The following is a 17,881-nucleotide window of genomic DNA, read 5'->3' as shown; positions in this document are numbered from 1 at the left end:
GGCATGACTTCCCGCTACGAATCCGTCCTGGCCGAACTGCAGGCGCACCCCCGTACCTGGCTGGTGACGGGCTGCGCCGGTTTCATCGGCTCCAACCTGCTGGAAACCCTGCTGGGCCTGGAGCAGACCGTCGTCGGCCTGGACAATTTCTCCACCGGCTACCAGCGCAACCTGGACGAGGTCGAATCCCGCGTCCGCCCCGGGCAATGGGCGCGCTTCCGTTTCATCGAGGGCGACATCCGCGATCTGGATACCTGCAACCAGGCGGTCAAGGGCGTGCACCACGTGTTGCACCAGGCGGCGCTGGGCTCGGTGCCGCGTTCGCTGAACGATCCGATCACCACCAACGCGGTCAACGTCGGCGGCCAGCTCAACATGCTGGTGGCGGCGCGCGACGCCCAGGTCGAATCCTTCGTCTATGCGGCCTCCAGTTCCACCTACGGCGACCATCCCGGCTTGCCCAAGGTCGAGGACCAGATCGGCAAGCCGCTGTCGCCCTACGCGGTCACCAAGTACGTCAACGAACTGTACGCCGACGTATTCGCCCGCGCCTACGGTTTCAAGGCCGTCGGCCTGCGCTATTTCAACGTCTTCGGCCAGCGCCAGGACCCGGACGGCGCCTACGCGGCCGTGATCCCGAAATGGGTGTCGTCCATGATCCGCGACCAGGAGGTCGTGATCAACGGCGACGGCGAGACCAGCCGCGATTTCTGCTACATCGACAACGTCGTCCAGGCCAACGTGCTGGCGTCCCTGGCCGGTTCCGAGGGGGTCAACCAGGTCTACAACGTCGCCTTCAACGCCCGCACCTCGCTGAACGAATTGTTCGGGCACCTGCGCGACATCCTGGGGCGCAACGGCGTGGCTTACGCGCGCGAGCCGCGCCACGCCGATTTCCGCGCGGGCGACGTGCGCCATTCCCAGGCCGACATCGCCAAGGCGCGCGGCCTGCTGGGCTACGAGCCGCGATTCGACATCCTGCGGGGCCTGGAAGTCGCCATGCCCTGGTACGTCCAGTTCCTGAGCTGACCGTGGCGTGCGGGTCCGACGCGTGAGGGCTTGTTGACGTGATCGCGCCGCTGAAGCGCCGGCTGGCGGGCCTGCACGCCGATCATCGCCGCATCGCCCTGGGGGCGGCCCGCGTGGCCTTCTTCCTGCTGATGGGCAAGGCCGTGGGCGCGGTCAAGGAAATGGCGGTAGCCTACCGCTACGGTGTCAGCGACGCGGTGGACGCCTATCAGTTCACCCTGACGATCGCCAACTGGCTGCCGGTGACGCTGGTCGGAGCCTGTTCCGTGGTGCTGATCCCGGCCCTGGTGCGCAGCCGCCAGGGGGAATCCGCCCAGCACGGCCGTTTCCTGGGCGAACTGCAGGCCTGGGCCTGGGCGCTGGGCGCCGCGGCGGCCGTCCTGCTGGGGCTGGCCTGGCCGATGGTCCTGGACGTGGCGGGGCAGGGCCTGTCGCCCGCCGTCCGCGACATGAGCCTCCTGCTGATCCTGGGCTTCGCGCCGGCCGCCTTCTTCACGATCTGGACGGGCCTGGGCGCGGCCCGCCTGCGGGCGCACGAACGCCACATCAACACCCTGCTCGACAGTGTGCCGGCTCTGGCGATCCTGATCTGCGTGCTGGCGGCGCCCGCGGGCGCCGGGGTGCTGCCGCTGCTCTGGGGCACGCTGCTGGGCTATGCCATCCAGGCCGTGTGGCAGGATCTCCTGGCCCGGCGCGCGGACCGCGTGCCGGTCCGGCCGCGCCTGAGCCGGCACGCGCCGCAATGGTCCAGCCTGGCGGCCGCCGCCGGGATCATGCTGGTCGGGCAACTGGCCATGAGTTTCGTCGGTCCCATCGACCAGTACACGGCGGCCGGGCTGGGCGCCAACGCCAATGCGACCCTGGGCTATGCGGCGCGGCTGCTGTCGTTGATGATCGGCCTGGGGGCGGCCTCGGTCGGCCGCGCGGCCCTGCCGGTGCTGGCCGACATCCAGGCCCGGGGCGACGCGGCGCACGCCCGCGCCATGGCGCTGAAATGGTCGTTCGCCCTGCTGGGGCTTGGCGCCGTCGCGGTGCTGGTCGGCTGGTGGCTGGCGCCCTGGCTGGTGTCGCTGCTGTTCGAGCGCGGCGCCTTCACGGCGCAGGACACGGCCGCCGTGGCGCACGTGCTGCGCTGGGGCATGCTGCAACTGCCGTTCTATTTCGGCGTGCTGATCCTGGTGCAGCTTTTGGCCAGTCAGAACCGCTATGGCTGGATGGCCGCGATCGCCGTCCTGAATTTCGGCCTCAAGGCCTGGATGAACACTGTGTTCGCGCCGTCCATGGGCGCGGCGGGCATCATGCTGGCGACCGCCCTCATGTACGCCCTGTCCTATGCCTGCTACCTGGGTCTGGCCTGGCGCGTGCGGCCGGAGAAGGAGTCCGCATGACCGCCGACCGGGTCGACCTGATGATCGTGATCCATTCGCTGCGGGGCGGCGGCGCCGAGCGCGTGGCCGTGGACCTGGCCGCCGGCTGGCGCGCGCGCGGCTGCCAGGTGATGATCGTGACCCAGACGGACGACCGCCAGGATGCCTATCCGCTGCCGGAAGGCGTGCAGCGCCACGCCCTGGGTCTGGCCGGAGACAGCGCGGGCCCGGTGGGCGCCCTGTGGGGCAATCTGCTGAGGGTCCTGGCGCTGCGCCGGCTGGTGCAGCGCCATCGTCCGGCCGTCGTGCTGGGCATGATGACCCGGGGCTCGGTGCTGGCGGTGCTGGCCGCGCGGGGGCGCAGCCGCGTGATCGCCACCGAGCACGCCCATCCTCCCAGCCTGCCGTTGCCGGCGTTCTGGGAACGGCTGCGCCGCTGGACCTATCCGCGCGCCGACGCGGTCGTCGCACTGACCCGGGGGACGGCGCAGTGGCTCGACGAGCATCTGCCCGGCGTGCGCACCCAGGTCATTCCCAACGCCGTGCGCTGGCCGCTGGTCGATGGCGTGCCCGCGCTGGAGCCGCCGTGTACGCGCGACCGCCGCCGGCTGCTGGCCGTGGGCCGGCTGCATCCGGTCAAGGGATTCGACGGCCTGCTGCGGGCCTTCGCCCAGCTGGCGGCGCTGTTTCCCGACTGGGACCTGACCATCCTGGGCGAGGGGGAACAGCGCGGGGAGCTCGAAGCCCTGCGCGACGAACTGGGCCTGGGCGGACGCGTCAGCCTGCCGGGGCGCGTCGGCAACATGGCGGCCTGGTACGGCGCCTCGGACCTGTACGTGCTCAGTTCCCAGGCCGAAGGCTTGTCCAACACCCTGATCGAGGCCATGGCCTGCGGGCTGCCGTGCGTGGCCACCGATTGCGACACCGGACCCCGGGAGATCATCCGGGAGGGACTGGACGGCGTGCTGGTCCGGCCGATCGACGATCCGGACGCACTGGCCGCCGGGCTGGCGGCGCTGATGGCCGACCCCGGCCTGCGGACCCGGCTGGCCAGCCGCGCCGTCGACGCGCGCGACCGCTTCGGCACCGCGCGCATCATGGCCCTGTGGGAACAGGTGTTCCAGGGCCGGAGGATCGACTGAAATGCGGCTCTTGTTCCTCGTCAGCTCCCTGCATGGCGGCGGCGCCGAGCGCGTGGCCGCCACCCTGGCCAATGCCTGGGCGCGGCGCGGCGACGAAGTCACCCTGGTGTGCTGCTATTCCGGGCACGGCCGTTGCGATCAGGTCCTGGATCCGGGCGTGCGCCTGCTGTGGCTGGCCGACCGGGTGCGCGGTCCGTCCTGGTTGCGTCCCCTGGTCAAGCTCGCCGCCCTGCGGCGCCTGGCGCGGGAATGCCGGCCCGACCGGGTGCTGTCCTTCCTGACCAACGTCAACGTCACGGCGCTGCTGGCCCTGCGCGGCCTGGGCCTGCCGGTCGTCGTCGGCGAACGCACCGATCCCGCCCACAGCGTCAACCTGGAACCCGTACTGCGCCGGCTGCGGCGCTGGACCTATCCCTGGGCGCGCCGCGTCGCTGTCCAGACCTGGCGCAGCGCGCGCCATCTGCGGCAGGTCGCGCCGGGCGTGCGCCGCATCGCGGTGATCCCCAATCCGCTGCCCGACGGGCTGCCGGAGCGCCGGATCCGCGAGCCGGCGGGGCCACGCCGCACGCTGGCCGCGCTGGGGCGCTTCAACCCCGTCAAGCAGTTCGACCGGCTGATCGAATGCTTCGCCGCGCTCGCCCCGCAGTGTCCGGACTGGGACCTGTGCATCTGGGGCGACGGCCCCCGGCGCGAGGACTGCCTGCGGCGCGTCCGGGATCTGGGGCTGGAATCCCGCGTCAGGCTGCCCGGCTTCAGCCGGACCCCCTGGGAAGACTTGGCCACGGCCCATGCCTTCGTGCTGAATTCCCGCGTCGAGGGTTTTCCGAACGCGCTGCTGGAAGCCATGGCCCTGGGGCTGCCCTGCGTGGCGACCGACTGCCCCTCCGGGCCGTCGGAACTGACGCTGGATGGCCGCCTGGCCGAGCTGGTTCCCCTGGACGACGAGGCGGCTCTGGGTCGGGCCCTGCTGCGGGTGATGCGCGCCGGCTCCGCCGAGCGCGAGGCCCTGGGCCGGGCGGCGGCCGAGTCGGTTCGGGCCCGCTACGGGCTGGACGCCGTCCTGCGAGCCTGGGATGATGCCTGGACGGATGCGGACGGGACGATCGGCGCCGAGGACCAGGGCGGCAACGCGCCCCGGTCGGCGCCCTGAGTGCCCGCGATGGTCCCGATGGTCGAGGAAACTTCATGAACGGAAACGAAGCGGGCCAGCCCGCCAACCCCCGGCCGGCCGGCGGTCCCGGATCCACGGAGGATCGGGCGCCCCTGCGGGTCATGCACGTGATTTCGGGGCTGCTGCACGGCGGCGCCGAGACCGTGCTGTTCCGCCTGGTCACGGCGCCCGGCGGCACGGTCCGGCACACGGTCGTGTCCATGCGCGGCGAAGGCGTCATGGGCGCGCGGCTGCGCGAGGCCGGCGTCGAGGTGGTCTGCCTGGACATGCAGGGCTGGACCGGGAACGTCCGCGGCCTGTGGCGGCTGTACCGGCTGCTGCGCGCGCGTCGTCCCGACGTGGTGCAGACCTGGATGTATCACGCCGACCTGATCGGCGGCCTCGTGGCGCGTCTGACCGGCATCCGCGCCGTGGCCTGGGGCGTGCGCAATTCGGGCGTCAGTCTCGGGGAAAGCAGCCGGTCTTCCCGCGCGGCGGCCTGGGCCTGCGCCCGGGTGTCGGGCTGGGTGCCGGGCGTCATCGTCGCCTGCGCCCGCAAGGCGGCCGAGGTCCATCGGGCCTGGGGATACCGCGCCGACCGGATCCTGGTGGTGCCCAACGGCTACGACCTGGACGTCTGGCACCCGGATCCGGCGGGGACCGCCGGATTGCGCGCCCGCTGGGGCGTGCCCGAGGGTGCGCCGCTGCTGGGCAGCGTGGCGCGCTGGAATCCCTTGAAAGATCATGAGAACCTGCTGGCGGCGCTTGCCCTGTGCGTGCGCGCTCATCCGGACCTGCGCTGCGTGCTGATCGGACTGGGCATGTCGCGCGACAATGCGGACCTGATCGCTCTGGCGCGGCATTACGGCCTGCTGGACCACCTGATCTTTCTGGGGCGGCGCGACGATGTCCCGGAACTGATGCGGGCGCTGGACATTCACGTGCTGTCGAGCAAGGCCGAAGGCTTTCCCAACGTGGTCTCCGAGGCCATGGCCTCCGGCGTGGCCTGCGTCGTGACCGACGTGGGGGACGCGGCCGACATCGTGGGCGAGCACGGCTGGGTCGTGCCGCCGGGCGACGCGGTGGCCCTGGCGGGCGCCATCGATCAGGCGGTGGGCGCCGTGCGCGACGCCGGCTGGCCGGCGCGGCGCGATGCGGCCCGGGCGTCCGTCGAGCGGCGCTACAGCCTGGGGGCCATGGTGGATCGCTACGAAACCGTCTGGCGCCGGCTGGCCGCCGATTTCCCGGCGGCCGGGCCGACCGGCGAAGCGGTTGCGGCGGTTCCGGCCGCGGCCCGGGCTTCGGCGGAAGCGGGCGGACCGGCCCCGGCGCCCCGGCTGCTGTTTTTCATCACCAATCCGGCATTCCTGGTATCGCACCGGCTGCCGGTCGCCCTGGCCGCCCGCGACGCGGGCTACGAAGTGCACGTCGCGTCCATGGGCGGCCCGGCGGTGGCGCGGATCGAGGCGCTGGGCCTGACACACCACGTCCTGCCCCTGTCGCGCACCAGCATGCGGCCCTGGACCGAGGCCCGCAGCCTGTGGGCGATCTGGCGCCTGTTCCGCCGGGTGCGGCCCGGCCTGGTGCACGCCGTCACCCTCAAGTCCGTGCTCTACGGCGGCATCGCCGCCCGCCTGGCCGGGGTGCCCGCTTATGTCGCGGCGATTTCCGGTCTGGGCTACGTGTTCATCCAGGGCTCCGGGCTGCGCGGCGTGCTGCGGCGACTGGCCCTGGTCCTGTATCGCCTGGCCCTGGGGCATCCGAACAGCCGGGTGATTTTCCAGAACACCGCCGACCGCGACGTACTGGAGCGGGCCGGCGCCGTGCGTCCCGACCAGGCCGTGCTGCTGCGCGGCTCGGGCGTCGATCTGGACAGGTTCGCGCCCCAACCCTGGCCGGAAGGGCCCGTGACCGTCGCGATGGCCAGCAGGCTGCTGCACGACAAGGGTGTGCGGGAGTTCGTCGAGGCGGCCCGGACGTCCGCGGCGCGCGGCGAAGGGCTGCGCTGGCGGCTGGCCGGCAGCCTGGATCCGGAGAATCCGGCTTCGGTGACGGCCGGCGAACTGGAGGCCTGGCGGACGGAGGGGACGATCGAGTACGTGGGCGAATGCGCGGACGTCGCCGGCTTCTACGCGCAGGCGCACATCGTGGCGCTGCCGTCCTACCGCGAGGGTCTGCCCAAGTCCCTGATCGAGGCGGCTGCCTGCGGCCGGCCGGTGGTGACCACGGACGTGCCGGGGTGCCGGGACGCCATCGAGCCCGGGGTCAGCGGCGTGCTGGTGCCACCCCGGGATGCGCGGACGCTGGCCGACGCGGTCGCGGCCCTGGCCGGGGACGAGCAGCGGCGGGTCCGCATGGGCGCCGCGGGCCGGGTGCTGGCGGAACGCGATTTCGGCCTGGACCGGATCGTCCGGGCTCACCTGGACGTGTATCGAGAGCTGGCGCCTCCAGGACGTTGAGCCTGTTTTCCGCTCGCCGCATTCGGCGCATGACGATGCATAGCAGCAGACCCCGCCCTGAGAGGCGGGGTCTGTGCGTTTGAGAATACAACGATCGCGGGTCCGTGTTTTCCCTAGTAGTGCATTTTCCATACGAAACTATAATTTGTATACAGAAATTTGTTTTGTATAAAAACTCCATGAACAGCACACAAAAAAACCCGACGGCCCAGTCGGTCTATGAGGATGTCAGAACACTCCTCGGCGGCATGATGCAGGACATCACGGAGCCGGTTCGTGTCCGGGAGGAAGACCTCGCCAATCAGCTGGGTGTCAGCCGGACGCCCGTGCGCGAAGCGCTGATCCGGCTGGAAAGCACCGGTCTGGTCAGCCTGCGCCCGGGGCGCGGGGCCTTGCTCTCGCCGGTGACGGACGAGGAATACATCGAATGGCTGCAACTGCGCGAGATGCTCGAAGGTTTTGCCGCGCACGAGGCCGCGCTGAACGCTTCCCAGCGCGACGTGGAGCGTCTGCGGGCGTTGTTCGCGCCTTTCCTGGTGGAGTCCGGGGAGCGGGATGCGAATGCCTATGCGCAGGCCAACGTGACCTTCCACGAGGAGATCATCGCGCTGGCGAACAACCGCCTGCTGGAAAAAGTGTGGGCCGCCTTCGGGCACCGCCAGACGACGTTCCGGCGGCAGACGATCAAGCGGCTGCATCGCGGCGAGGATTCCCTGCGCGAGCATCTCGCGATGATCGACGCGATCGAGCAGCGCGACGCCGGCCTGGCGGAACGGCTGGCGCGCGATCACGTGCATAGCCTGCTCGTGGCGTTCAGGCGGTTCATCCGGAGCGGGGCTCCGGCGTCCGATGCCTGAGCGGCTCCATTGATGTGTGGCGAGAGGTGATTTTCAAATGAAATTCCTGAGTTTTCTTGATCGAGAAGAGTCGAGGCTCGGCTTGTTGAAGGATGACGGCAAGGTCGTGGATCTTTCCGCGCTGCTGGCGGCCTGTCCTGACCACGGCCTGCCGTTCGTACCGGCGGACGTCGGTGAACTGATCGGGTTGGGTACGGCGGCCCTGGACGCCGTCGAGACCTGCCTGCGGCGGGCTGATGCGGCCGACGCAGCGGGACGTGGTTTCGCGGAGCTGCGTGTGACGGCGCCTCTGCGCCTGAAGAAGAATCTCTTTTGTGTGGGCCGGAACTATCGGGACCATATCATCGAGGGCAACCTGGCGCGCGGCCGGCCGGCTGACCTGTTCCCGACCGCCATCGAGTTTTTTACCAAACCGCCCACGGCGGTCATCGGACACGGCGATCAAGTGCCGAGGTACGCCAGCCTGACGGACAGCCTGGATTATGAGGTCGAACTCGCCATCGTCATCGGTCGCCGTGGCCGGGACATCGCCCGTGCCGATGCGCTGGACCATGTGTTCGGGTACACGATCGTCAACGACATCACCGCCCGCGACCTGCAGCAGCGCCATGGGCAGTGGTTCAAGGGCAAGGGACTGGATGCCACGTGCCCCATGGGGCCTGTGGTCGTCCATCGTTCCGCCATCGCCAACGCGAACGATCTCGATATTTCGCTGACCGTGAACGGGGAATTGCGGCAGTCGGACAACACGTCGTCAATGATCTTCGACGTGCGGACGATCATCGAGCAGCTTTCGGCGGGGATGACGCTGGAGCCGGGCGATGTCATCGCCACCGGCACACCCAGGGGCGTGGGCTTCGCCATGACGCCTCCCGCATGCCTGAAGGTGGGGGATGTCGTCTCGGCCTCCGTGCAGCACATCGGCACGCTGACCAATACCGTATCGGAGTGATGCGCCGGCATCGTGCCGCCATCCGTACACAGGAGAAACACATGACTCTGCCTGAACATCTGGCGCCGTTCGCGAGCGGCGAACTGGCCTCCCGCTACGTTGACGTGGGGACTCTGCTCTGGAAGCCGACGCCCACACCCGGCATCGATATGAAGATCCTTCTGGACATCCCGGAAACCGGTCTGATGACCGCGTTGTTCCGCTGGCAACCCGGTACCGCCTTGCCGTTGCACGAGCATGTGGAGATCGAGCAGACCTATGTGCTCAGTGGCAGCATCGTCGACGACGAGGGCGAAGTCCGGGAAGGTGATTACGTCTGGCGCCCGAAAGGCAACCGGCATATCGCCCGCTCCCCCAATGGAGCGCTGGTCCTGTCGTTCTTTCTGAAACCGAACAAATTTCTCGAAGGCTCGCTGGCCGGGCAGGAACTGAGGTGATCCGGCCACTCGAGGTGGCGGGTTTTAAAAGTCAAAGCATAGGAGACACATCCATGTCGTTCAAAGTGAAATCGACCGCAGTCTGCCTGACGGCGGTTCTGCTGGCTTGCGTGGCCGGACAGGCGTCGGCCGACGTCAAGGACCGCAGCATGAAATTCAGCTACGCGGTCAGCGCCAGCAATCCCGTGGGCCTGGCCGTCCAGAAATTCGTCGACGTCGCACGCGAAAAGAGCGGCGGCAAGTTCAAGATCACCGGCTATCCCGATGCCCAGTTGGGCAACGAAATCCAGTCCATGTCCTCCGCGCAGGGCGGCATCGTCGAGCTGTCGGTGGTGTCCACGGCTGGCGCCGCCGGCAATGTCAAGGAACTGGGGATCTTCGACCTGCCGTTCCTGTTCCATAGTATCGAGGAGGCCGACGCGGTCATCGACGGGCCTGTCGGCCAGCGCCTGCTGGAGAAGTTCTCCGCCAAGAACCTCGTGGGCCTGTGCTATTGGGACTATGGTTTTCGCCAGGTCACCAATAGCAAGCATCCGATTCGCAAGCTCGAGGACTTCAATGACCTGAAGCTGCGGGTTCTGCAGAATCGCATCTATATCGATACATTCAAGGCCCTGGGTGCCAACCCGCTGCCGCTGCCGTACTCGGAGACCTATACGGCGCTCGAAAGCAAGGCCATCGACGGGCAGGAAAGCTCCTTCCTCGTCACCAAGAGCAGCGGCTACCAGGAAATCCAGAAGTACCTGACGGAAACCAAGCATGTGTTTCTGCCCGCCGTGGTGATGGCAAGCAAGCGGTTCTGGGATCGTCTGAGTGCGGAAGAACAGGCCGTGCTGCGCGATTCGTGCGCGGAGTCGGTCACGTATTTCCGCGAAGTCAGCCGCAAGATGGAAAAGGATGTCGTGCAGGAGCTGGTTGGCGCCGGCATGGAGTTCAACAAGATCGATCCGGCGGAAAAGGCCCGCATGGTCGAGGCGACGGCCTCCGTGACCGCGAAGTACAAGACGGAGCTGGGCGCCGAGCTCGTTGACGAGACGCTGGCGGCCATCCAGAAGGTCCGCGGACAGCAGTAAGGACCATCGAAACCCCGCATGCCCGGCTGGCCGGGCATGCCTTCTTGATTGGAGCGCCCATGTCGAAACTGATCGGGGCCTACGACGCTTTATTGAAAGTCGCCATCGTCGCCTGTCTCGTCGCCATGGTCGTCATGGTGTTCGCCAATGTCGTGATGCGCTATGTCTTCAACACGGGGCTGCCCGTATCGGAGGAACTGGCGCGCTGGTGCTTCGTCTGGCTGACTTTCCTGGGGTCGATCCTTGTGTTGCGCGAACGTTCGCACCTGGGCGTCGACGTGGTGGTGCAGGCCCTGGCGCCCAAGGTCCGCAAGCTGTGCCTGATCGTCGCCTGTGTCCTGATGATCTATGCCACATGGCTGATCCTCATGGGCAGCATCGAGCAGACGCGCCTGAATTACGAGGCGACGGCGCCGGCTTCCGGGCTTTCGCAGGCCTGGTTCTTCGGGGTCGGAATCGTGTTCGCGGTGTCGACCGGATTCATCCTGCTGCATCAGTTGTACGTGCTGTTCAGAACGCCCGCCGATCGGCTGGGCGCCATGACGGAAAACATTTCCCCGGGAGCCGATTGATGACGCTCGCCCTGTTCATTTTCGTGCTGTTCGCCGGGCTCGCGATCGGACTGCCCGTCGCCTACGCGCTGATCCTGACGGGCGTCGCCCTGATGTACCAGCTCGATTTCTTCGACGCCCAGATCGTCGCCCAGAACTTGCTCAATGGAGCGGACAGTTTTCCTCTGATGGCGGTGCCGTTCTTCATGCTGGCGGGCGCCGTCATGAATGCGGGTGGTCTGTCGCAGCGCATCGTGAGTCTGGCCCTGGCCCTGGTCGGGCACATCCGGGGCGGCCTGGGGTATGTGACCATTTTGGCCGCCAGCATCCTGGCGAGCCTGTCGGGCTCCGCCGCCGCGGACGCGGCCGCCTTGTCGGCTCTGCTGGTCCCGATGATGATGAAAGCGGGGAACTCCAGGGGGCGGTCCGGCGGGCTGGTCGCCTCGTCGGGCATCATTGCCCTGGTCATCCCGCCGTCGATCGGCCTGATCCTGATCGGGGTGACCGGGAATATCTCGATCACCGGTCTGTTCATGGCAGGGATCTTCCCCGGCATCCTGATGGCGCTGTGCCTGTGCGCCACTTGGTTCCTGGTCTCGCGCAAGGACGATATCCGGCCGTTGCCCAAAGTGCCCGTGAAAGAAGTGCTGGCCTTGCTGGTCGAGAGTTTCTGGGCGCTGCTGCTGCCGGTGATCATCATCGTGGGCTTGCGCTTCGGGGTCTTCACTCCGACGGAAGCCGGGGTCGTGGCCGCCGTTTATGCATTGCTGGTGGCGACCTGCATCTACCGGGAACTGCATCTCCGCGATCTCTATGCTGTCTTCCTGGAATCGGCCAAGATGAGCGCCATGGTGATGTTCCTGGTAGCCGGTGCGCTGGTGTCGGGCTGGATGATCACGGTCGCCGGCCTGCCCCAGCAGGTGGTCTCCATCGTGGAACCGGTCAAGGACTCGCCGACTCTGTTGATGCTGGTGATCGTCGGCCTGGTGCTGGTGGTCGGGACAGCCATGGACATGATCCCGATCGTGCTCATTCTGATTCCCGTTCTGCTGCCCGCTGTGGTGGCCGCGGGCATCGATCCGGTCTACTTCGGCATCGTGTTCATGCTGGCGTGCTCGATCGGGCTGATCACTCCGCCGGTGGGTGCCGTGCTCAATGTGGTGGCGGGTGTGACCAAGGCCAGGATGATCGAAATCATCGTGGGTGTCTGGCCCTTCCTCGTGGCCCAGTGCGTGGCCTTGCTGCTGCTGGTGTTGTTCCCGCAGCTCGTGCTGGCGCCTTACCGATGGATCATGGGCTAGTACATCATCCTGTAAATAGGTTTAATAATTATCGGGTTGCAAATACGGCTGCAAGAGTGTGGCGACCACCTGTGCCATCTCGTCGAGCGAGCCTGTACCTGGCAACGGTTCCCAACGCCCACTATGGCTTCGAAAAGCCGCGCCATAATGATTGCGGCCCAACTCGGTCAGCCGCGCCACCACGGTCAACTGTTCATCGTCCACACGTTTGATCAGCAGATGGTGCCCGTAGGCTTGCGTAGCGATCTGCTCATGGCCGAGCAGGTGGCGCAGTTGTCGTTGCAAGTGGGTGGCGTGTTCTTTGGCGGATAAGGCTGGCATGTCGCTCCTCGTTATGATTCGCCGGTTTGTAGCGGATAGCCCCGGAAACTCCATTTGAACGGGCGTGCCGCCTGATTATGCGTGCGGACAAATTGTGCCGTGCGCTCGCGCAGGTGCGCAGTGCTGGTGTGACTGGCATGGCGCAGCACTCGGCGTGTATACCGGGCAAACCAGAGTTCGATCTGATTGACCCAGCTCGCGTGCAATGGCGTGAAGTGAAAGTGAAACCGTCCGGCATGCCGCGCATTGAACGCCTGCCAGACGGCCTGGGCGCGATGCGTGTTCAAATTATCCCAGACGACATGCACCTGCTGGTCAGGGTACGCAGCGGCCAGACGCTCCATGAAGGCCAGCAAATCGGCCTGGGTGCGCCGATCGCCACAGTCCGCCGTCACCTGCCCGGTATGCACATCCAGCGCGGCGATCAACGACTGGGTGCCATGGCGGACATACTCAAACTCGTGTCGACGCAGCCGCCCCGGCGCGGGATCGCGGCCCCGGTGCTTGCGCTCAGTCGCCTGAATACCGGTCTTCTCGTCGATGCTAAGCACCACCGCATCTCGAGGCGCCCTGCGGTACAACTTGCAAATCTCGTTGACCTTCTCGCGAAAGGCCGGATCCGGACTATGCAGCCATTGCTGGATCCGATGCGGCCGCACGTCGCCGGCCTGCAAGATGCGCTGCACATGGCTGCGGCTGATCCGTGCAACGACGCCGCGCGCCATCGCGCGCGCCACGAGCTCGTCAAGCGTGGGCGTGACTCGCCCATCAGACTCTTGTGCTTCGCACGCCAGTGCGATCAGCTGCAGCCGCTCTTCGTGCGTGATGCGCGCCGGGCGACCGCTGCGTTCGCCTTCACGAATACCCTGGGCGCCTTGCTGAGCAATGCGCTTGCGCCACAGGCAGACCGTTTGCACCGATACCCCCAGTTTGCGCGCAATGACCGTGCTGCCATGGCCCTCATGCGCCTCCAAGGCGATTCGTGCACGCATCACATCGCGCTGCGTAGCGGTCTTGCGCGCGATCAGCGACAGCAGTTCCTGTCGGTCCTTCTTTGCCAGCTTCACTGGGGTTGCAGGGCGGCCTCGGTTCATCTCGTCATGATAGCCGAGGCGATTAATTATTCAAAGCATTTAAGGGACGATGTACTAGTGTCCTGTCTGGCTAATTCCGATCCTTACCTTCGGCGCCTGGGCTGGCCATGCTGCGTTGCTTGTCCACCTCACCGCTTGCAAGCGGTTCGGATTCGTCAGGCACGGAGCAGTCCGCAGGGACTGCTCCGTGTCCAGACTCATCCTCGCGATAGCACCGGCTATCGCTGCGGTTTGCGCCTTGCCTGACAAGCCCATGCATCCGAATTCAAGTGACCAAACTCACCAGACAGGACACTAGGACCGTGGCCGGTCGCGGGCCCGGACGGGCAGCGATCGCGCCGGAAAACGAAGGAGAAATATCGTGCGTGAAACGAATGGTGTGCAAGGGTGCCGGGTCATGGTTTCAGCCGGTGCGTCGGGTATCGGCCTGGCCATCGCACGTGCCTTCCGCCAGGAAGGCGCTCAGGTGCAGGTCTGCGACCTGTCCGAGGACGCGCTGCGAGAGGCGGGGCGCGTCTTGCCGGGCATCGGGACGTTTCGCGCGGATGTTTCCGATCCCGCCGCCGTCGATCGATGGTTCGGCCATGCTCTGGATGCGCTGGGCGGTCTCGACGTCCTCGTCAACAACGCGGGGGTCGCGGGTCCGACCGTGGCGCTGGAAGACCTTTCCGTGGAAGACTGGGATCGGACCTTGAGCGTCAATGTGCGAGGGCATTTTCTGTGCACCCGCCGGGCCATACCGGCACTGAAGCGCTCGGACCGTGGGGCGATCATCAACGTGAGTTCGGTGGCGGGGCGTCTGGGATATCCATTCCGCGTTCCCTACGCGGCTTCAAAATGGGCCGTTGTTGGCATGACGCAGAGCCTGGCCATCGAGCTGGGCGATCATGACATCACGGTCAACGCCTTGCTGCCCGGCATCGTGGAAAGCCGGCGCGTCGTCGAGGTCGTGGCTGCGAAGGCTCGCGTCCGGGGAATATCCGAGGCCGACCAGCAGGCAGAAATGCTGGAACACGTGGCTCTGCGCCGCATGGTGCCCATGGACCACATCGCCGATACGGCGCTGTTCCTGGCTTCGCGCACGGGGCGCAGTATCACGGGACAGAGCATGAACGTGTGCGCGGGCGTGCAGACCTTGCGGTGAGCGCCGACACGCGTGACGTATCAAGGGACGCGGGCGAAGGCCGGCGAGCCTGGCGGATTTCGAGGAGAAGTGGATGAATACCGATTATCTGAAGGAAATTTTCGGCCTGCGGGGGCGGACCGCGTTGATCACCGGGGCGGGATCCGGGCTCGGCCATGCCATCGCTGTCTGTCTGGGGCAGGCGGGGGCGCGGATCGTGGTCAATGATCTGGACCTGCCGCGTTGCGAGGCGGCTGTGGCGGAACTGGCGCGGCAGGGGGTGGATGCCCGGCCCGCGCCGTTCGACGTCTCCGACCACGAGGCGGTGCGGCGGGCCGTGGCGGACTTGGCGGCGCGGGGATGGGCGGTCGACGTGCTGGTCAGCAACGCGGGCAACCAGAATCGCATGCCCCTGATCGAGCAGGCGCCCGAAGCCTGGCGGTCCTTATTCAAGGTGCACGTCGACGGCGCCTTCAATTGCGTGCAGGCGGTGCTGCCGCACATGGCGGCCCGGGGAGATGGACGCATCATCCTGATGTCGTCCGTGGCGGCGATGGCCAGCATGCCGGGCATCTCGGCCTACGCTTCCGCCAAGGGGGCGCTGGCCGCGCTGATGCGTTCCGTGGCCGTCGAGTACGGGGAAAAGGGTATTACCTGCAATGCGCTGGCGCCCGGCTTCGTCAGGACGCGGTTCACGGAGGCGCTGCAGGAACAGGCGCGGTTCAATGCGTTCCTGGAGGATTCCGTGCCCTTGAGGCGTTGGGCCGAACCGGAGGACATCGCTCCGGCGGTCCTGTACCTCGCTTCCAGGGCGGGGAGTTTCGTGAACGGCCACCTGCTCGCCATCGACGGTGGCCTGCTGGCCAGGATGTGAGGGAGGTTCGCCGATGAATGAATCAGGCACGTTCCTGCATGTCGTGATGATGCGGTTCGAGGAAGACGTCGACGAGCGCTTCCATCGTCAGGTCGAGGAACATGCGCAGCGGGTGAGGCGCGAGTGCGCGGGCGTTCTGATGTATCACTACGGCGCGAATGTCGCCGACCGGTCCCAGGGGTACACACATGCGACCAGCGCGCTGTTCGTCGATGCCGCCGCGCATGACGCCTACCAGACGAGCCCGGCGCACGTCGAGATGAAGCGGCTCATGATGGACCGCATCGCCCGCATCGCGGTGTACGACGGCCTGATCCCGACCGGCGTCCGCCTGGGTTAGAGGTCCGGGTCCGCAGGCGGCAGCTCGACGGACGGGACCTGGTCCAGCGGCGCGCTCAGCAGGCGGTCGATCTGGGCGTAGGTCTGGTCGATCAGATCGCGGCCGATGGCGGTCTCGATCAGGCGGTATTGGGCTTCGACCAGCGGGGCGACCCGATCATAGACCGCCCGTCCCCGCGGCGTCAGGCTGATGATGATCCGACGCTGGTCGTGCGGGGAGCGTTCGCGCACGATGAGGTCCTGGGTCTGCATCCGGCTCAGTACCCCGACCATGCTCGGGCTGAGGATCTGGCAGGCGTCGCACAACTGATTGGGTTCCAGCGGACCCTGCTCCCGCAGGGTGCGCACGATCCGCCATTGCTGTTCGGTCAGGCCGTAGTGCGTCAGGATCCCGCGAAAATGGCTCAGCAGGACATCGCGCGCCTTCAGCAGCAGCTGAGGCAGATTTCGGTGGATTTTCGGTGTGCTCATGTCGCTCCGGTTTCAGTGCTTGACATTACTAATATGTTAGCTTTATAGTGCCTGAAAACAATAACATGTTAGTGAATCGGCCATCGTAACGGGCCGATCCCCGCGGAACTCTGATATTGCCCCCGTTTTTCGTAGTCCTTAGTTCGGGGTTCAGGCAGCGATTTTATAGTGATTCGCGTGCCAGATTTTTTCGTATTCCATTGGACTGGTGTAGCCCAGTGCCGAATGCAGTCGCCGGTGGTTGTAGAACGTAATCCAGTCCATCACGGCAACTCTGGCTGCGCGGTGGGAAGCAAACTTTCGGCCATCAAAGCAAGCGGCCTTCAAACGCGCCCAGAGGCTCTCTGTTGGCGCATTATCCCAACAGTCTCCCTTCCTGCTCATCGACGGATGGATCTTCCAGGTGCGCAGCGCCTGCTGGAAGTCATGGCTGCAATACTGGGCGCCCCTGTCGCTGTGGAAGATCAGTCCCGGTGCCGGTCGGCGGCGCAAATAGGCCATCTCCAGGGCATCCTTGACCAAGCTGGTCTGCATGTGCGGCTTCAGGCTCCAGCCAACGATCTTACGGCTGAACAGGTCGATCACGGCCGCCAAGTACAACCACCCTTGGTCCGTACGCAAATACGTGATGTCGCCGCACCAGATCCGGTCCGGTTGCGGCGGATTGAATTGCCGCTTCACCAGATTTGGGGCTACTGGCAAGGCATGCCTGCTGTCGGTCGTCACAACATATTTGCGTTTGACGCGAGCGCGTATTCCGTGGGCTTTCATCAGCAACCGAACCCGCTCCTTTCCTACCTTCAGCCCACGTCGCCGAAGCTCCCGATAGATCCTCGGCCAGCCGTACTCTGCCTTCACCTCACGGTGGATGACGCAAATGTGAGCCAGTACCCGTTCATCGGGCAAGCGAGTACCTGCCGAGACACGTCCAGAACGCTGCCAGCCGTAGTAGCCGCTTTCGCTGACACACAACACCCTGCACATCGCACGAATCGGCCAGCGACCTTTCATTTTTTGAATCCAGGCGTACTTTGCAGCGTGTCCAGCGCAAAGTACGCCGCGGCTTTTTTTGCAATGTCACGCTCCATCCGAAGCTGGGCATTCTCAGCTTTCAGACGGGCAATCTCCATCTGTTCCACCGAGACTGGCGCTGTCGCTTTCGTGGGCCCTGGGCCTAGATCCCCGAGCTCGTGTTGACGTACCCAGTTGCCTAAACTTGCCTTCGGAATCCCCAGCGAATCGGCCACGGCACGGATTGACGATCCCGCCAGCACCTGACGCACACTCTCTTGCTTGAACTCCTGCGTGTACTTCGCACGCCTTCTCAAATCTGTCATTTCT

At 66.2% G+C, this 17,881-nt stretch carries 18 protein-coding genes and 1 pseudogene; 15 read left to right on the top strand and 4 right to left on the bottom strand.

The window, feature by feature from the left end; all coding sequences use genetic code 11:
- The first annotated feature begins 3 nt into the window (after positions 1-3).
- The 12 genes and pseudogenes from ACTPOE_RS15515 to ACTPOE_RS15460 all read left to right on the top strand — a co-directional run bounded on the left by ACTPOE_RS15515 (position 4) and on the right by ACTPOE_RS15460 (position 12,318).
- A complete protein-coding gene (locus ACTPOE_RS15515) occupies positions 4-1,029 on the top strand; it encodes an SDR family oxidoreductase (RefSeq protein WP_458873134.1) in 1,026 nt (341 codons plus the stop codon).
- A gap of 41 nt (positions 1,030-1,070) precedes the next feature.
- A complete protein-coding gene (gene murJ, locus ACTPOE_RS15510) occupies positions 1,071-2,417 on the top strand; it encodes a murein biosynthesis integral membrane protein MurJ (RefSeq protein ID WP_458873511.1) in 1,347 nt (448 codons plus the stop codon).
- On the top strand, positions 2,414-3,538 hold the full coding sequence (locus tag ACTPOE_RS15505; protein WP_458873133.1) for a glycosyltransferase family 4 protein: 1,125 nt from the start codon (positions 2,414-2,416) through the stop codon (positions 3,536-3,538). Before murJ ends, ACTPOE_RS15505 begins: the two co-directional genes overlap by 4 nt.
- Position 3,539: 1 nt before the next feature.
- The gene (locus tag ACTPOE_RS15500) at positions 3,540-4,688 is read left to right on the top strand and encodes a glycosyltransferase family 4 protein (protein ID WP_458873132.1); all 1,149 of its coding nucleotides are present in this window, start codon (positions 3,540-3,542) and stop codon (positions 4,686-4,688) included.
- A 35-nt stretch (positions 4,689-4,723) separates the two neighbouring features.
- Positions 4,724-5,788, top strand: a pseudogene (locus ACTPOE_RS15495) (glycosyltransferase); the annotation flags it as partial.
- 237 nt (positions 5,789-6,025) lie between these two features.
- Entirely contained in the window at positions 6,026-7,147 is a 1,122-nt protein-coding gene (locus tag ACTPOE_RS15490) for a glycosyltransferase family 4 protein (RefSeq protein ID WP_458873510.1), read from the top strand.
- Between the two features lie 179 nt (positions 7,148-7,326).
- Positions 7,327-8,004: a GntR family transcriptional regulator gene (locus ACTPOE_RS15485; RefSeq protein ID WP_458873131.1), complete on the top strand. Its 678-nt coding sequence runs from the start codon at positions 7,327-7,329 to the stop codon at positions 8,002-8,004.
- Between the two features lie 37 nt (positions 8,005-8,041).
- Positions 8,042-8,956 carry a fumarylacetoacetate hydrolase family protein gene (locus ACTPOE_RS15480; protein ID WP_458873130.1) on the top strand — a complete coding sequence of 305 codons (915 nt, stop codon included), beginning with the start codon at positions 8,042-8,044 and terminating at the stop codon, positions 8,954-8,956.
- 41 nt (positions 8,957-8,997) lie between these two features.
- Complete coding sequence (locus tag ACTPOE_RS15475) at positions 8,998-9,393, top strand: cupin domain-containing protein (RefSeq protein WP_458873129.1); 396 nt, start codon at positions 8,998-9,000, stop codon at positions 9,391-9,393.
- 53 nt (positions 9,394-9,446) lie between these two features.
- Entirely contained in the window at positions 9,447-10,466 is a 1,020-nt protein-coding gene (locus tag ACTPOE_RS15470) for a TRAP transporter substrate-binding protein (protein ID WP_458873128.1), read from the top strand.
- Positions 10,467-10,525: 59 nt separating this feature from the next.
- Positions 10,526-11,038 carry a TRAP transporter small permease gene (locus ACTPOE_RS15465; RefSeq protein ID WP_458873127.1) on the top strand — a complete coding sequence of 171 codons (513 nt, stop codon included), beginning with the start codon at positions 10,526-10,528 and terminating at the stop codon, positions 11,036-11,038.
- Positions 11,038-12,318, top strand: coding sequence for a TRAP transporter large permease (locus tag ACTPOE_RS15460; protein WP_458873126.1), 1,281 nt, complete (start codon positions 11,038-11,040; stop codon positions 12,316-12,318). The genes ACTPOE_RS15465 and ACTPOE_RS15460 overlap by 1 nt, the downstream gene beginning before the upstream one ends.
- 21 nt (positions 12,319-12,339) lie before the next feature.
- On the opposite strand, the gene ACTPOE_RS15455 is transcribed toward ACTPOE_RS15460, so the two are convergent.
- The gene (locus ACTPOE_RS15455; protein ID WP_458873125.1) at positions 12,340-12,639 is read right to left on the bottom strand and encodes a hypothetical protein; all 300 of its coding nucleotides are present in this window, start codon (positions 12,637-12,639) and stop codon (positions 12,340-12,342) included.
- 11 nt (positions 12,640-12,650) lie between these two features.
- Positions 12,651-13,733 carry an IS630 family transposase gene (locus ACTPOE_RS15450; RefSeq protein WP_458873124.1) on the bottom strand — a complete coding sequence of 361 codons (1,083 nt, stop codon included), beginning with the start codon at positions 13,731-13,733 and terminating at the stop codon, positions 12,651-12,653.
- A 397-nt stretch (positions 13,734-14,130) separates the two neighbouring features.
- Between ACTPOE_RS15450 and ACTPOE_RS15445 the strand changes: the two genes are divergently transcribed.
- From ACTPOE_RS15445 to ACTPOE_RS15435, 3 genes are all read left to right on the top strand, one after another.
- Entirely contained in the window at positions 14,131-14,877 is a 747-nt protein-coding gene (locus ACTPOE_RS15445) for an SDR family oxidoreductase (RefSeq protein ID WP_458873509.1), read from the top strand.
- Between the two features lie 73 nt (positions 14,878-14,950).
- Positions 14,951-15,730, top strand: coding sequence for an SDR family NAD(P)-dependent oxidoreductase (locus ACTPOE_RS15440; RefSeq protein WP_458873123.1), 780 nt, complete (start codon positions 14,951-14,953; stop codon positions 15,728-15,730).
- 13 nt (positions 15,731-15,743) lie between these two features.
- Entirely contained in the window at positions 15,744-16,070 is a 327-nt protein-coding gene (locus ACTPOE_RS15435) for a Dabb family protein (RefSeq protein ID WP_458873122.1), read from the top strand.
- Here the strand turns inward: ACTPOE_RS15435 and hpaR are convergent.
- Entirely contained in the window at positions 16,067-16,540 is a 474-nt protein-coding gene (hpaR, locus tag ACTPOE_RS15430; protein WP_458873121.1) for a homoprotocatechuate degradation operon regulator HpaR, read from the bottom strand. The genes ACTPOE_RS15435 and hpaR overlap by 4 nt on opposite strands.
- Before the next feature lie 150 nt (positions 16,541-16,690).
- Positions 16,691-17,877 (bottom strand): IS3 family transposase gene (locus ACTPOE_RS15425; RefSeq protein WP_458869997.1). Its coding sequence is split into 2 segments (ribosomal slippage): positions 16,691-17,613 and positions 17,613-17,877, totalling 1,188 coding nucleotides; the frame shifts between segments, so codons are not numbered across the junction.
- Between the last annotated feature and the right edge of the window lie 4 nt (positions 17,878-17,881).

This window comes from Castellaniella sp. WN (assembly GCF_054457555.1).
Note: the sequence above shows the minus strand (reverse complement) of the source record. Positions and strands in the feature narration are given on the sequence as shown.

What these genes read in the sequence shown, in the direction of transcription:
- ACTPOE_RS15515 (WP_458873134.1), top strand. Translation starts at nt 4, where the DNA reads ATGACTTCCCGCTACGAATCCGTCCTGGCCGAACTGCAGGCGCACCCC.
- ACTPOE_RS15505 (WP_458873133.1), top strand. Translation starts at nt 2,414, where the DNA reads ATGACCGCCGACCGGGTCGACCTGATGATCGTGATCCATTCGCTGCGG.
- ACTPOE_RS15500 (WP_458873132.1), top strand. Translation starts at nt 3,540, where the DNA reads ATGCGGCTCTTGTTCCTCGTCAGCTCCCTGCATGGCGGCGGCGCCGAG.
- ACTPOE_RS15485 (WP_458873131.1), top strand. Translation starts at nt 7,327, where the DNA reads ATGAACAGCACACAAAAAAACCCGACGGCCCAGTCGGTCTATGAGGAT.
- ACTPOE_RS15480 (WP_458873130.1), top strand. Translation starts at nt 8,042, where the DNA reads ATGAAATTCCTGAGTTTTCTTGATCGAGAAGAGTCGAGGCTCGGCTTG.
- ACTPOE_RS15475 (WP_458873129.1), top strand. Translation starts at nt 8,998, where the DNA reads ATGACTCTGCCTGAACATCTGGCGCCGTTCGCGAGCGGCGAACTGGCC.
- ACTPOE_RS15470 (WP_458873128.1), top strand. Translation starts at nt 9,447, where the DNA reads ATGTCGTTCAAAGTGAAATCGACCGCAGTCTGCCTGACGGCGGTTCTG.
- ACTPOE_RS15465 (WP_458873127.1), top strand. Translation starts at nt 10,526, where the DNA reads ATGTCGAAACTGATCGGGGCCTACGACGCTTTATTGAAAGTCGCCATC.
- ACTPOE_RS15460 (WP_458873126.1), top strand. Translation starts at nt 11,038, where the DNA reads ATGACGCTCGCCCTGTTCATTTTCGTGCTGTTCGCCGGGCTCGCGATC.
- ACTPOE_RS15455 (WP_458873125.1), bottom strand. Translation starts at nt 12,639, where the DNA reads ATGCCAGCCTTATCCGCCAAAGAACACGCCACCCACTTGCAACGACAA.
- ACTPOE_RS15450 (WP_458873124.1), bottom strand. Translation starts at nt 13,733, where the DNA reads ATGAACCGAGGCCGCCCTGCAACCCCAGTGAAGCTGGCAAAGAAGGAC.
- ACTPOE_RS15445 (WP_458873509.1), top strand. Translation starts at nt 14,131, where the DNA reads ATGGTTTCAGCCGGTGCGTCGGGTATCGGCCTGGCCATCGCACGTGCC.
- ACTPOE_RS15440 (WP_458873123.1), top strand. Translation starts at nt 14,951, where the DNA reads ATGAATACCGATTATCTGAAGGAAATTTTCGGCCTGCGGGGGCGGACC.
- ACTPOE_RS15435 (WP_458873122.1), top strand. Translation starts at nt 15,744, where the DNA reads ATGAATGAATCAGGCACGTTCCTGCATGTCGTGATGATGCGGTTCGAG.
- hpaR (WP_458873121.1), bottom strand. Translation starts at nt 16,540, where the DNA reads ATGAGCACACCGAAAATCCACCGAAATCTGCCTCAGCTGCTGCTGAAG.